The 12,907-nt window shown below is 55.1% G+C and carries 15 protein-coding genes; 14 read left to right on the plus strand and 1 reads right to left on the minus strand.

The features are described 5' to 3' along the window. Positions 1–737, plus strand: a 737-nt coding sequence (locus tag C8R21_RS05225; protein WP_107761755.1) for an IS3 family transposase, incomplete at its 5' end; no start/stop codon positions are given. 471 nt (positions 738–1,208) lie between these two features. On the opposite strand, the gene relB is transcribed toward C8R21_RS05225, so the two are convergent. After that, on the minus strand, positions 1,209–1,436 hold the full coding sequence (relB, locus tag C8R21_RS05230; RefSeq protein WP_107761756.1) for a type II toxin-antitoxin system RelB family antitoxin: 228 nt from the start codon (positions 1,434–1,436) through the stop codon (positions 1,209–1,211). A gap of 144 nt (positions 1,437–1,580) precedes the next feature. Between relB and C8R21_RS05235 the strand changes: the two genes are divergently transcribed. The 13 genes from C8R21_RS05235 to C8R21_RS05295 all read left to right on the plus strand — a co-directional run bounded on the left by C8R21_RS05235 (position 1,581) and on the right by C8R21_RS05295 (position 12,903). Next, positions 1,581–1,775, plus strand: coding sequence for a hypothetical protein (locus tag C8R21_RS05235; protein WP_107761757.1), 195 nt, complete (start codon positions 1,581–1,583; stop codon positions 1,773–1,775). Between the two features lie 572 nt (positions 1,776–2,347). Beyond that, positions 2,348–2,635, plus strand: coding sequence for an FmdB family zinc ribbon protein (locus C8R21_RS05240; RefSeq protein ID WP_107761758.1), 288 nt, complete (start codon positions 2,348–2,350; stop codon positions 2,633–2,635). Positions 2,636–2,663: 28 nt separating this feature from the next. Continuing rightward, on the plus strand, positions 2,664–3,350 hold the full coding sequence (locus C8R21_RS05245) for a DUF502 domain-containing protein (RefSeq protein ID WP_107761759.1): 687 nt from the start codon (positions 2,664–2,666) through the stop codon (positions 3,348–3,350). A gap of 30 nt (positions 3,351–3,380) precedes the next feature. Beyond that, positions 3,381–5,147: an aspartate--tRNA ligase gene (aspS, locus tag C8R21_RS05250; RefSeq protein ID WP_107761760.1), complete on the plus strand. Its 1,767-nt coding sequence runs from the start codon at positions 3,381–3,383 to the stop codon at positions 5,145–5,147. Positions 5,148–5,264: 117 nt separating this feature from the next. Further along, entirely contained in the window at positions 5,265–5,738 is a 474-nt protein-coding gene (gene nudB / locus C8R21_RS05255) for a dihydroneopterin triphosphate diphosphatase (protein ID WP_107761761.1), read from the plus strand. 167 nt (positions 5,739–5,905) lie between these two features. After that, positions 5,906–7,006, plus strand: coding sequence for a quinolinate synthase NadA (gene nadA, locus C8R21_RS05260; protein WP_107761762.1), 1,101 nt, complete (start codon positions 5,906–5,908; stop codon positions 7,004–7,006). A 36-nt stretch (positions 7,007–7,042) separates the two neighbouring features. Next, a complete protein-coding gene (locus C8R21_RS05265; protein WP_107761763.1) occupies positions 7,043–7,795 on the plus strand; it encodes an endonuclease/exonuclease/phosphatase family protein in 753 nt (250 codons plus the stop codon). Beyond that, positions 7,795–8,889 carry an L-threonylcarbamoyladenylate synthase gene (locus C8R21_RS05270; protein ID WP_107761764.1) on the plus strand — a complete coding sequence of 365 codons (1,095 nt, stop codon included), beginning with the start codon at positions 7,795–7,797 and terminating at the stop codon, positions 8,887–8,889. Before C8R21_RS05265 ends, C8R21_RS05270 begins: the two co-directional genes overlap by 1 nt. An 11-nt stretch (positions 8,890–8,900) precedes the next feature. Beyond that, positions 8,901–9,680 carry an HAD family hydrolase gene (locus C8R21_RS05275; RefSeq protein WP_107761765.1) on the plus strand — a complete coding sequence of 260 codons (780 nt, stop codon included), beginning with the start codon at positions 8,901–8,903 and terminating at the stop codon, positions 9,678–9,680. Positions 9,681–9,839: 159 nt separating this feature from the next. Continuing rightward, positions 9,840–10,289 carry a phosphate-starvation-inducible protein PsiE gene (locus tag C8R21_RS05280; RefSeq protein ID WP_074972236.1) on the plus strand — a complete coding sequence of 150 codons (450 nt, stop codon included), beginning with the start codon at positions 9,840–9,842 and terminating at the stop codon, positions 10,287–10,289. Between the two features lies 1 nt (position 10,290). Next, positions 10,291–10,794, plus strand: coding sequence for a 5-(carboxyamino)imidazole ribonucleotide mutase (purE, locus tag C8R21_RS05285; protein ID WP_107761766.1), 504 nt, complete (start codon positions 10,291–10,293; stop codon positions 10,792–10,794). After that, on the plus strand, positions 10,791–12,011 hold the full coding sequence (locus C8R21_RS05290; protein ID WP_107761767.1) for a 5-(carboxyamino)imidazole ribonucleotide synthase: 1,221 nt from the start codon (positions 10,791–10,793) through the stop codon (positions 12,009–12,011). The genes purE and C8R21_RS05290 overlap by 4 nt, the downstream gene beginning before the upstream one ends. Beyond that, positions 11,980–12,903: a phosphoribosylaminoimidazolesuccinocarboxamide synthase gene (locus C8R21_RS05295; RefSeq protein WP_107761768.1), complete on the plus strand. Its 924-nt coding sequence runs from the start codon at positions 11,980–11,982 to the stop codon at positions 12,901–12,903. The genes C8R21_RS05290 and C8R21_RS05295 overlap by 32 nt, the downstream gene beginning before the upstream one ends. Positions 12,904–12,907 lie beyond the last annotated feature (4 nt).

A 12,907-nucleotide genomic window follows, 5' to 3' on the forward strand; every position in this document is an offset into this window, starting at 1 on the left:
GGCGTTTGCTGGAGAGCATCAGGAAGATTCATGATGGCAGCGATGGGGTGATGGGCAGTCCACGAGTCTGGAAGGAATTGCGTTATGAAGGTGAGGCATGCGGGTTGAACCGTGTGGCACGACTGATGCGAGAGCAGGAATTGCATGGCATCCCGCAGCGTAAACGCTGGCGCAAGAAGGTCTGTGGCCTTCGACCAGAGAATGTGCACAATCACCTGCAGCGGGACTTTACAGCAAGTGAGCCCAACAGCCGGTGGGTGACGGACATAACCTATGTGCGTACTCAGGAAAGCTGGCTTTATCTGTGCGTGGTCGTGGACCTGTACTCGGGCATCGTGGTCGGCTGGTCGATGAGCCACTGCCAGGATCGACAGCTGGTGCTGCAGGCCGTACTCATGGCACTTTGGCAACGCGAGGCAAAAACTGCGGTCATCCTGCACTCAGATCGCGGCTGTCAGTTTACCAGTGACGAGTATCAACGTTTCCTGCAAGGACACAATCTGATTTGCAGCATGAGCGCTGTCGGCAGTTGTGCCGACAATGCGGCAGCAGAGAGCTTCTTTGGCTTGCTCAAGCGGGAGCGAATATATCGTCGCCAGTATCGAACCCGGGCTGAGGCGCGCACGGATATCTTCGACTATATCGAGCGATTCCATAACCCGCGAAAACGGCGACAGCTGGAAATGCATCAGAAGCAGGATTTAGGCTTAACCAAACCGTCCGGAGAAATGGGGTAAAACCCTTCTTTGCAGGATGCTCTCTAAACATCCTTCGCATGCGATTATCGAGCCTTATGATCTAAACTGCTATCCAATTTTTGGCGTCGCTATTAGTCAACAAGTTTGGCTGAGGGTTGAGTGTTATTGTACAAAGCATTCTTCGTGCTGTCGCTTGCCCGTGTGGCTGTGAATCGCCTCAGTTTTAGTGGACATTTTTGCGCTGATTGAAATACTGCTTTTCGAATTCTCTAGTGAAGCGGGCGTAACTATGGCGGACGCTTTGAGTTGTAGAAGAACTCGATGTAATCAAAGATCTCCTGTTGAGCCTTTTACCTACAGGCATAGATTTTCCCACGTACTCCTTTCCCTTCAGGAGTTGAAAGACGCTCTCCACCGCTGCATTGTCGTGGTAAGTACTCTCGGCTCGGGCTTACCAAGCAACGGTAAGAATTGCTTCGTGGAAGCTGGACGGCAAGCGGGAGCTTGTATTCAATCCTCCAGACCACGGTCTTTCTTTATTTCTGCGGAGGAGCAGATTTTTTCCTTGCCTTTGCGCACGCGTTCGAGCACGTCTGCCGCGAGGAAGTAATCTTCCATGTCGTCAAGCCCGCGCTTGATGATTTCCCGGAGATAGAAAGCCTTGGAACGTCCCGTTTGCGCGGCGAGGAAATTCAACCGCTCCTCGATCTCGGGGGTAAGGCGAATTGAAGTGGGCATGCGTATTATCCCTGAATCAAATGCGGGTATTCATTGTATCTGAATTTCTGTCTGACACTTTCTTGTTCATGAGCAGCAATAACAGGCTATATACCCTGGAATTAAAAATGCCCGAACAATGTCAAAGCCAAAAAGGGGGATCAAATGATATATAAAGTTCTCATCACGCCTGTTGAGCCGTCTATTGATGATCGTCCCAATTTCAGCGGCCTTCTTGCCGATTATGAAATTGAAGCCAGTTCAGAGACCGAGGCTGAAGAAGTGGCCTTTACCCGGTTTTGCCAGGAGGGCCCTTTTCGCTCTCACAATCGCGATGACTACACGATCAGTGTTAACTGAGACACTCCTCGAAGGCACAGCATTCATAGGTACGCTGTGTCGCCATCTTGGGATGACCTGTCAAGAAGGATGGTGCCGCGTTTGATTCTTTTGATCTTTCGAAATTGCCGGATGCAGTAGGGGGCTCCGCCCGACGATAATGACTACTGTCCACTCGTACTGCGCGCATCACGCCCTCTTGTAATTATCCTCTTGTAATTATCGCAGGCACCCATATCTTCCTGACAGGAGGCATGGAATCCCGGAAAGGGGATCCCTCAGGTTGCCAGGGTATTGGCCGTAGTCATACGAGAGTTGGTTGCTTGTTGGTTGCCTCGCAGGCGGAATGGGTAAGAAGTGCCGTCAACGAGAGGGCGCCCGTCCGGATAACCGGATGAACGGATGACAGCGACTCCTCCTGGCCACAAGCGATTCACCGGGCAGGTCCGTTCTGTCCCCTCCGTTTGAATCTAATCGAGTTGGGGTGAGCAAGGAGGTTGCCGTGCGAGGCGACAGGGCAGTAACTTGTTCGGAGGCTCCTTAAGGTATAATCCCATTTTTTTTCGTTCAGCTTTCTTTGGTGGAGGATTGTCATGCCGATCTATGAATACCGGTGTGGGTCTTGTGGTTTCGAAAAGGAATACCTGCAAAAGGTGAGTGATGCGCCGGTGGCGGCTTGCCCTGCCTGTGGCAGCGATGCGTTTAACAAGCTTATTTCGGCTGCGGGTTTTCAATTGAAAGGCAGCGGCTGGTACGTCACCGATTTCAAGAACAAGAATGGCGGGCAGACCAAGCCCAAGGCCGATGCTGATACATGTGCGACGAAGAGCGAGAGCGCGCCGTCCGGGGATGGCGCATGCCCCGCTTGCACAACCGATTGACAGGTGACGAATCAGGCTCACTACTGACATGAAACGTTATTTCATCACCGGGCTGCTCATATGGGTACCTCTGGGTATTACTGCCTGGGCGTTGAAATTCCTGATCAGCACCATGGACCAGTCGCTGTTGCTGCTGCCATCGAGCATGCGTCCAGAAAACTTCGTAGGCATATACATTCCCGGCGTGGGCACGGTGCTGACGTTGCTGGTTGTTTTCCTCACCGGCATCTTCACCACCAATATCATCGGGCAGCGGCTGGTTATTTTCTGGGAAGGCGTGTTATGGCGCATCCCGGTCGTGAAATCGATTTATTACGGGGTGAAGCAGGTCAGCGACACACTGTTTTCAAGCCAGGGGGAAGCCTTTCGCAAGGCGCTACTGGTGCAGTACCCACGCGAGGGTTCCTGGACCATCGCCTTCATGACGGGATATCCAGGTGGTGACGTAGCCAATCACCTTACAGAAGAATATGTGAGTGTTTACGTGCCGACCACGCCCAATCCGACCTCGGGCTTCTTTCTGATGATGCCGCGCAGCGATGTAATCGAGCTCGACATGAGCGTGGACGCAGCATTGAAATATATAATCTCGATGGGCGTTGTTGCTCCTGCCAACGGCAAGAAACCGGCGGAGTCGCAGGCAGTGCTGCTGCATCCCCAGGACTCCGTCAGTTCCGCAAGTTCCGCCGGTTCTGCATCCAGCGACAAGCCCTGATTCCTTCTTTTTTCTGATTACCGATCTTTCATGCGCACCAATTACTGCGGCCTTATCGACGTCCAATATCTGGACCAGACTGTGATCCTGTACGGCTGGGTACACCGGCGCCGTGACCACGGCGGTGTCATTTTCGTGGATCTGCGGGATCGCGAGGGTCTGGTGCAGGTGGTGTGCGATCCCGATAATCCCACTGCTTTCCAGGTTGCGGAAAAAATCCGCAACGAGTTTGTGGTTAAAGTCACCGGGCGGGTTCGGCATCGGCCGGAGGGAACCGTCAACTCCAATCTCATTAGCGGGGAAATAGAGGTGTTGGTGAGCTCGATCGATATCCTCAATGCTTCCCTGACACCTCCATTTCTGATGGACGACGAAAACCTCAGCGAAGCCACGCGGCTGGAGCACCGCTATCTCGATCTGCGGCGTCCGCAGATGCAGGAAAACCTGAGGCTGCGCTACAAGGTCGCGATGGCAGTACGAGTGTTTCTCGACCAGCATGGATTCATCGACGTGGAAACGCCGATGCTCACCAAATCGACCCCCGAGGGTGCGCGCGATTACCTTGTGCCATCACGGGTCAACATGGGGCATTTTTTTGCGCTGCCGCAATCGCCGCAACTGTTCAAGCAGTTGCTGATGGTTTCCGGATTCGACCGCTATTATCAGATTACCAAATGCTTTCGCGACGAGGATCTGCGGGCTGACCGCCAGCCCGAATTCACCCAGATCGATATCGAGACATCCTTTCTAGATGAAGCGCAAATCATGCAGATGATGGAAGAGATGATCTGCACGGTGTTCAAAAGTGTGAGGAATATTGATCTGCCCAGCCCGTTTCCACGCCTGGCGCATGGCGACGCGATGTCGAAATATGGCTCGGACAAGCCTGATATGCGCGTGCCGCTGGTTCTGACGGAACTCACCGATGTGATGCAGGAGGTGGAGTTCAAGGTGTTCCGGGAAGCCGCGCTCAGAACGGGTGGACGTGTAGCCGCATTGCGCGTGCCTGAGGGCGGCGCACTGTCTCGCAAGGAGATCGACGATTACACCAGTTTTGTCGCGATATACGGCGCCAAGGGGCTCGCGTACATCAAGGTCAATGCGCTGGAAAAAGGGGTGGAGGGCCTCCAGTCGCCCATACTGAAATTCCTCCCTGAGAATGTGATTCAGGTCATTCTCGAACGCACGGGCGCGAAGGATGGCGATCTCATCTTCTTTGGCGCGGACAAGGCACAGGTGGTGAATGAGGCGTTGGGTGCATTGCGCGCGAGGGTGGGGCATGATCGCGGCCTGGCAGAATCGGAATGGAAGCCTTTATGGGTGGTGGATTTCCCCATGTTCGAGCGCGACGAGGAGGAAAACCGCTGGAAGGCCTTGCATCATCCCTTTACTTCACCTGCTGAGGGCCACGAGGACCTGCTGGAGACCGATCCCGAAAAAGCCTTATCCAAGGCTTACGATATGGTGCTGAATGGTTCCGAGATTGGCGGCGGTTCGGTGCGTATTCATCGCCAGGAAGTGCAGTCGAAGGTATTTCGCGCCTTGAATATTGGAGAAGATGAGGCAAACGAAAAATTCGGCTTTTTGCTCGAAGCATTGCAATATGGAGCGCCGCCGCATGGCGGGATAGCGTTCGGCCTCGATCGGATCGTTGCCATGATGGCAGGTGCCGAATCCATCCGGGAAGTCATTGCTTTTCCGAAAACACAGCGCGCACAATGTCTGCTGACGCATGCGCCCAGTACTGTCGGTGAAAAACAGTTGCGGGAACTTCACATCAAGCTCCGCCACGCGTAACCCTGGAGGATATAAAACAAGGGTAACAAAGAAACAAAGAAACAAAGAAGCGTGGAGATTGGGAAAACCATTTTTCCGAAAGCGAAGATTTTCTGATCCCGTTCCTACTCTTGGTGCATGGTGAGAATCTACAAGATTCCGGTTTCGGTTCTGGTAATCATCCATACGCCTGGTATGCAGGTTTTGTTGCTCGAACGGGCGGACCATCCCGGCTATTGGCAGTCTGTTACCGGCAGTCAGGACGAAGGTGAAACACTCGTGCAAACGGCGGTGCGGGAAGTAGCCGAGGAGACGGGGCTGGATGCCAGTCGCTACGAGTTGACCGACTGGAATATTGTGAACGAGTATGAGCTCTACGAGGAATGGCGCTGGCGTTACGCGCCCGAAGTAACCCATAACACCGAGCATGTCTTTGGCCTGCTTGTGCCGCAACCTGTCCCAGTTTCGGTAGCGGAAAGAGAACATTTGCGTCATGCCTGGCTGCCCTGGCAGGAGGCGGCGGAAAAAGTATTTTCCCCAAGCAATGCCGAAGCGATCAGGAGATTGGCAACAGCTGGCGGTAAAGTTAACAAAAGTAATAAAGGGCAGTAAAGGGCACAAAAAGGTAGCAGGGGCAAACAGCGGAAGCACCCCCACGAAAATGAGGAACGGGACAAGCCGATCGAACCGATGCTTAGTGTGCTGGTCCAATGATACTTTTGGAACCTCTGCAGTTTCTTATATTACCTGTGGTTTTTAAAGGAAAAACGGAGTAGGCCATGAAATCGGAAGCCATTGCCTTTGAACGTTTCGACAATCTGAATGACGATGACTGCGAGCAACGCATCGTCCAGGCGAAAGCGGCCCTGGGAAAGCGCGCGGTAATACTCGCCCATCATTATCAGCGCCCGGACGTTTACAAACACGCTGATCTTACCGGGGATTCCCTGCAGCTCTCGCGCCTTGCGTCAGGGACAGATGCGGATTATCTGGTTTTCTGCGGCGTGCATTTCATGGCTGAAGTGGCCGATATTCTCTCCAAGCCCGAGCAGATCACCATCCTGCCCGATCTTTCCGCCGGCTGCTCCATGGCGGACATGGCAAGTCTTCTCAAGGTGCAGCGCGCGTGGCATGAGCTCTCGGAAGTGCTCGATCCTGACGAAGTGGTCACGCCGGTAACTTACATCAACTCTGCCGCTGATCTCAAAGCTTTCTGCGGTGAGCACGGCGGCATTGTCTGTACGTCCAGCAATGCAGGGAAAATCTTGCAGTGGTCCTTTTCCCGCAGGGAAAAGGTACTGTTTTTTCCGGACCAGCACCTGGGGCGCTGGAGCGGTCACAAACTGGGCATTCCACTCGAACAGATGGCGGTGTGGGATTTCGATGAGCCTATGGGCGGGCTTTCACCGGAGCAGATCAGGAACGCGAAAATCCTCTTGTGGAAGGGGCATTGCTCCGTGCACCAGATGTTCCAGCCACAGCACATACTTCGTTTTCGCAACCAGCACCCTGAAGGGAAAGTGATTTCGCACCCCGAGTGCAGTTTCGAGGTATGTAAAAACTCGGATTACGTAGGCTCCACTGACTATATCATCAGGACCATCCGGGCAGCGGAGCCGGGAACACGCTGGCTGGTGGGTACGGAGTTGAACCTGGTCAATCGTATTGCCGAGGAGTTCAAGGCCCAGGAAAAAATCATCCAGTTCATGGCATCGACGATCTGCATGTGTTCCACCATGGCGCGCATCGATCCGCAACACCTGGCCTGGGCGCTGGAAAACCTGGTTGCGGGAAAGGTGGTGAATCAGATCAAAGTGGCGGCAGCCGATGCAGTTCTGGCGAAACTTGCCCTGGAGCGCATGCTGGAGGTTTCGCGATAATGAAAAAATACAATTGCGCTCCGTCCCGTTCGTCATATGCTCAATAAGCTGCATATTGCTACCTACAACATTCACAAAGGGTTTTCTCATTTCAATCGGCGTGTCATGGTGCATCAGCTGCGCGACAGCTTGCGCGCGCTCAACGCCGATATCATTTTTCTGCAGGAAGTGGTCGGCGAGCACAAAGGTCACGGAGCCCGTTTCGAGAATTGGCCGGAGAGTCCCCAGTATGAATTCCTCGCTGATTCGATCTGGACGGATTTTGCCTACGGAAAAAACGCGGTCTACGATGAGGGTCACCACGGCAACGCAATCCTGAGCCGCTATCCCATCGTGCGCTGGGACAATGTGGATGTTTCGGCGCATCGTTTCGAAAGCCGAGGCTTGCTTCACTGTGAAATAGGCATTCCGCAATGGCGGGAAAATCTTCATTGCATCTGCGTGCACCTGGGCCTGTTCAAAAGAGGCCGTTCCCGTCAGTTACAGTTACTGGAAAGGCACATCGAGGAACTGGTACCCAAAGACGCGCCACTGGTTATCGCGGGAGATTTCAACGATTGGCGCGAAATGGCCAGTCGTGTCCTGGTCCAGCGGCTTGCCCTGGCGGAAGTCTTCGAGTTGACCGAAGGGAGATCGGCGCGGACCTTTCCCGCCACGTTGCCGTTGTTCCGGCTCGACCGCATTTACGTTCGCGGCTTTCATATCGAGAGGGCGCAAGTGCATCAGGGGCACCCCTGGTCCAAAATCTCCGATCACGCTGTGCTTTCGGCGCAGATGATTCTCAGATAATGCCTCCTGCATCGCATCGCGAGATCGCCGCCGCCGCAGCGCTCCTGAAAAAAGGAGGTGTTGTCGCTTTCCCGACAGAAACCGTGTATGGCCTCGGGGGTGAGGTTTCCAATCCCTCTGCGGTCGCGCGCATATTTGAAATAAAGAAGCGTCCTGTAGATCACCCTCTCATTGTCCATTTCGCCGATGCTTCCCGGTTGTCGCATTGGGCGCGGGAGGTGCCCCCGCAGGCGTGGCGGCTGGCTGAGCACTTCTGGCCGGGTCCCTTGACCCTGATACTGCCACGCAGTCGTCATGTGCCGGAAAACGTGACCGGCGGTCAGGATACAGTGGGATTACGCATTCCTGATCACCCTGTAGCACTTGCCTTGCTAAAGGAGCTGGGGCCGGACAGAGCGCTGGCCGCCCCATCGGCGAACCGTTTCGGTCATGTCAGCCCGACAACGGTAGCGCATGTGCGCGAGGAGTTTGGCGACGAGCTGGACATGATCCTGGATGGCGGACCGTGCCAGGTAGGCCTGGAAAGTACTATCGTGGGTTTTGACGGCCAGACTGCGGTTATATTGCGGCCAGGTGGCATCCAGTTGGCGGCGCTGGCGGAAGTATTGGATGGAAATGTGGTGCTTTCCCGAGGGGCAGAACGTTCTGTACGCGTGCCGGGCGCCCTCCCTTCCCATTACGCCCCCGCAACGCCGCTCGAGCTCTTGCCGGCGGATCACTTATGGCGGCACGCTTTGGAGCTGGAAGCAAAAGGCATGCGGGTAGTAATCATGGGTTGGCGACGCCAGCAGCATTCTCCGCCCAGGCATCGTCTGGAAAATGAATCCATCGTATTCTCTGCGATGCCTGAAGAAGCGGAGGAATATGCACGTCAGTTGTACGCCACCTTGCGTCGGTTTGATCGTCAGCACTTCGACCGGCTATTGGTGGAGACGCCTCCTGAGACAGCGGCGTGGGTGGCAATCGCGGACCGGCTGCGGCGCGCGAGCAGCAGGACATGCTCTGTCGCGAACGCAGTCCTAACGGGTGAGCAAAGCAGTTCATCCGTGGCGCGGGAGGATGAAAATGAAACCATTTACGGGCAAACTGGATAAATAACGATTTTATGGATAGCAAAGTTCGCGCAGTACTGTTTGATGTGGATGGCACCTTGGCTGACACGGAGCGTGATGGTCATCGCCCCGCTTTTAATGCCGCATTTGAAGAACTCGGTCTCGACTGGGAGTGGGATGTCGATCTTTACGGCAAGTTGCTGGCAATCACAGGTGGCAAGGAGCGCATCCTTCATTTCATGGAATATCATGTTCCCCGGGAGTTGAACAGAAGCGGGCTGGGTGACTGGATCGCGCGCCTGCATAAGATTAAAACCAGGCATTATGTCAGGATGCTGGAAAGCGGCGGCATCCCGTTGCGGCCGGGCGTGGCCCGCCTGATCCAGCATCTGCGTGACAGAAACATAAAAATCGCGATTGCAACTACCACCACCCCGGAAAATGTGACGGCGCTTTTAAAGTCCACCCTCGGGGAAGATTCTCCAGGATGGTTCGATGTTATTGGCGCAGGAGACATCGTTCCGGGAAAAAAACCGGCGCCCGACATCTATCACTGGGTGCTGGACCAACTGGGGCTGCCGGCAGAGCAGTGCATTGCCGTCGAAGATTCGGAAAATGGGTTGAGAGCATCGCTCGCCGCGGGGCTTGATACAGTGGTTACAGTAAATGGATATACCCGCTTTCAGGATTTCACGGGCGCCAAGCTTGTTTTGTCCGACCTGGGTGAACCGGGACAGCCGTTCAGCGTGCTGGAAGGAGAGGCAGGAGAGGCAAAGGGCATAAACGGCAGCGGCTGGGTGGATGTGGACCTGATGTTGAAGCTTAAGGGGTGAACGCCTTGAGGAAGCGGTCGAAGAGAATTTCGAAGAGAATTATGTCCAATTCTGAGGACTCTCATCATCGGTTTGCATCATCCCAAATTGGAATTGTCATCTGGAAAAGGTAGTATAGTCGCCAGTGGCCTATCAGAGCGATCCTGACAAGAAGAACAAATGCTGCAAACCCGCACAATCAACCATTCACGCCGCGTACTTCAATTTTTTGAAGGCATCGGTCTCGTCGTGATTGCGCTTGCCACCATATTTGCGGGGTATCAGGAAACCATGCTGATGATTCACAACGGCAGGGTGACCCTGGCGGATCTGCTGCTCATGTTTCTCTACCTCGAAATCCTGACGATGGTCGGGCTTTATTTTGAATCAGGCAAGCTGCCAGTAAGATTTCCCCTCTATATCGCCTTGGTAGCATTGGCGCGCTACATAACCGTGGACGTTAAGGAGATGGACAGCATCCGCCTGTTGGGTGTTTCTGCCGCAATCGTGCTGATTGCGCTCGGGGTGCTCGTCATCCGTTACGGACATGTACGTTACCCTTACGTGGAAGACCTGGAGGAACTGGCGGAGGCCGCTTCCAGGGAAAAAGAACAAAAAATTCGCGATTGATATGGAAGACCAGGTCAACAGGCCCCTGGTAGGCGTCATCATGGGCAGCAATAGTGACTGGGAGGTCATGAAGCATGCTGCGGAGATGTTGAAGAAATTCCATGTGCCTTATGAAGCGGAAGTGGTTTCCGCCCATCGCACCCCTGAGCGCATGTTCGAATATGCGGAAACTGCCGGCAAGCGGGGACTGAAATGCATTATTGCCGGTGCAGGCGGCGCGGCGCATCTTCCGGGAATGGTCGCCGCCAAAACGCTCCTGCCCGTGCTGGGGGTGCCGGTTACTTCCCGCCAGCTTCAAGGGCTGGATTCGCTTTTGTCCATAGTACAAATGCCGAGGGGAGTACCGGTTGCCACCTTCGCCATAGGCGAGGCGGGCGCGGCTAACGCGGGGTTGTTTGCCGTTGCGCTGCTGGCGGTGGAAGATGGAAACCTGGCGCAACAGCTTGCCGAGTTCCGGGAAACCCAGGCGGCAGCGGTGGCTTCCATGACCTTGCCATCGTCATGAGTACCCGGCCTGGAGCGATGCTGGGATTGCTGGGCGGTGGCCAGCTCGGCAGGATGTTCACGATGGCGGCCCAAAGCCTGGGTTACAGCGTGACCGTTCTTGATCCCGAGGAGCGGAGCCCGGCGGGCAGCATCGCTGAACGGCACCTGCGCGCCGATTACCTCGATAGCGAGGCATTGAATGAGCTCGCCTCCACCTGCGCCGGCGTCACCACCGAATTCGAAAACGTACCTGCCGAGGCACTCAGAATACTGGCTGAACGCTGCATCGTCAGCCCGGCTGCCAGGAGTGTCGCCATCGCGCAGAATCGCATTCTGGAGAAGAATTTTCTCGCTGCCAGCGGCTTTGGGGTCGCGCCTTATGCGGTGATCCAGAATCCACAAAATTCACAGCATGCAGCCCCTTCGGGATCAGTGTTCTCCCAAGGGCAGCCGGAATTTTTTCCTGGCCTCTTCCCCGGAATTCTCAAGGTAAGCCGGTTCGGATATGACGGCAAAGGTCAGGTGCGGGTAAGTAATGCATCAGAGCTTGACAGCGCATTTGCAGGTTTGAACCGGGAATCCTGCGTCCTGGAAAAGCTGCTGCCCCTGGAGCGCGAGGTGTCCGTCATCGTATCCAGGGGATTTGATGATGAAGTGGTTACTTTTCCCGTATCCGAGAACCAGCACTGCAACGGCATCCTCGATATCAGCATCGTTCCTGCCAGAGTATCGCCCGAAATCGCCCGAAACGCCTGTGATATTGCAGTTCGCATTGCCGGGAAGCTGGATTATCGCGGCGTACTGTGCGTCGAGTTTTTTGTGCTCGCGGATGGGCGGCTGCTGGTGAATGAGGTCGCTCCTCGTCCTCATAATAGCGGGCATTACTCGATCAATGCCTGCGTTACCTCTCAATTCGAGCAGCAGGTACGCATACTTTGCGGAATGCCCCTTGGCAGTACTTCCATGCATGGAGCGGCGGTCATGGTGAACCTGCTGGGCGATCTCTGGCAGAAGGGAGAGCCGGAGTGGGAACAGGTGCTGCGGCATCCCGACGTCAAATTGCATTTATACGGCAAGCGCGACGCCAGACCCGGACGGAAAATGGGACACTACACGGTGTTGGCAGAAACGACCGACGCCGCGCTGCGGCTTGCGCTGGAAATCAAGCAATCGCTGCAACTATCTCACAGCACTCTTGAAACACATGAGCATCCCTCCAACGAAAGCCGGAACTGACCAGCCCGCGCTGTTTGAAACGAGCATACGGAGCCTGCCGCTTCTGCATCGGGGAAAGGTACGGGATATCTATGGCGTGGATGAAGACAAGCTTCTGATCGTCCAGACAGACCGGCTTTCCGCATTCGACGTGATCCTGCCTACTCCCGTGCCCGGCAAGGGTAGGCTGCTGACCGCCTTGTCCAGTTTCTGGTTTGAAAAACTGAGGCATATCGTTCCCAACCATCTCACCCACATCGCACCCGAAGCGGTGGTAACGGAAGATGAACGCGAGCAGGTGACCGAGCGGGCGTTTGTAGTAAAGCGGCTCAAGCCCCTTCCGATCGAGGCGATCGTGCGTGGTTACGTCGTTGGCTCTGGCTGGAAGGATTACAAAAAAACCGGCATGATCTGCGGTATTCCGCTCCCTGCCGGGCTGGAGGAAGCCGGCAGGATACCGGGCGGAGCCATTTTTACCCCCTCGACCAAAGCTGCGCAGGGTGCGCATGATGAAAATATCCCGTTTGCGGAGGCGGAAAAGCTGCTGAATGAAGGGGGCGAGGGGCTGGCTGCCCAGGTGCGTGATATAGCGCTGGCCTTGTATACTCAGGCGGCGGATTATGCGATCACAAAAGGCATTATTATCGCCGACACAAAGTTCGAATTCGGTCAGGATCAGGCCGGCAGGCTCTATCTCATCGATGAAGCGCTTACGCCCGATTCATCGCGCTTCTGGCCTGCTGACCAGTATGCGCCGGGGAAAAACCCGCCGAGCTATGACAAACAATTCGTGCGTGACTGGCTTGAGACGCAGAACTGGAACAAGAAAGCGCCCGCTCCAGCCTTGCCCCCCGAGGTGCTCGCCAAAACAGCTGAAAAATACCGGGAAGCCCTGCATCGCCTGGTGGGCTAAACAC

The organism is Nitrosospira multiformis (assembly GCF_003050865.1).
GTDB lineage: Bacteria > Pseudomonadota > Gammaproteobacteria > Burkholderiales > Nitrosomonadaceae > Nitrosospira > Nitrosospira multiformis_E.

Excerpts from the sequence above, each read along its gene's own strand:
- C8R21_RS05290 (WP_107761767.1), top strand. The coding sequence starts at position 10,791 with ATGAGTACCCGGCCTGGAGCGATGCTGGGATTGCTGGGCGGTGGCCAG.
- C8R21_RS05235 (WP_107761757.1), top strand. The coding sequence starts at position 1,581 with ATGATATATAAAGTTCTCATCACGCCTGTTGAGCCGTCTATTGATGAT.
- C8R21_RS05270 (WP_107761764.1), top strand. The coding sequence starts at position 7,795 with ATGCCTCCTGCATCGCATCGCGAGATCGCCGCCGCCGCAGCGCTCCTG.
- C8R21_RS05240 (WP_107761758.1), top strand. The coding sequence starts at position 2,348 with ATGCCGATCTATGAATACCGGTGTGGGTCTTGTGGTTTCGAAAAGGAA.
- purE (WP_107761766.1), top strand. The coding sequence starts at position 10,291 with ATGGAAGACCAGGTCAACAGGCCCCTGGTAGGCGTCATCATGGGCAGC.
- relB (WP_107761756.1), bottom strand. The coding sequence starts at position 1,436 with ATGCCCACTTCAATTCGCCTTACCCCCGAGATCGAGGAGCGGTTGAAT.
- C8R21_RS05280 (WP_074972236.1), top strand. The coding sequence starts at position 9,840 with ATGCTGCAAACCCGCACAATCAACCATTCACGCCGCGTACTTCAATTT.
- nadA (WP_107761762.1), top strand. The coding sequence starts at position 5,906 with ATGAAATCGGAAGCCATTGCCTTTGAACGTTTCGACAATCTGAATGAC.
- C8R21_RS05275 (WP_107761765.1), top strand. The coding sequence starts at position 8,901 with ATGGATAGCAAAGTTCGCGCAGTACTGTTTGATGTGGATGGCACCTTG.
- C8R21_RS05295 (WP_107761768.1), top strand. The coding sequence starts at position 11,980 with ATGAGCATCCCTCCAACGAAAGCCGGAACTGACCAGCCCGCGCTGTTT.
- C8R21_RS05245 (WP_107761759.1), top strand. The coding sequence starts at position 2,664 with ATGAAACGTTATTTCATCACCGGGCTGCTCATATGGGTACCTCTGGGT.
- aspS (WP_107761760.1), top strand. The coding sequence starts at position 3,381 with ATGCGCACCAATTACTGCGGCCTTATCGACGTCCAATATCTGGACCAG.
- C8R21_RS05265 (WP_107761763.1), top strand. The coding sequence starts at position 7,043 with ATGCTCAATAAGCTGCATATTGCTACCTACAACATTCACAAAGGGTTT.
- nudB (WP_107761761.1), top strand. The coding sequence starts at position 5,265 with ATGGTGAGAATCTACAAGATTCCGGTTTCGGTTCTGGTAATCATCCAT.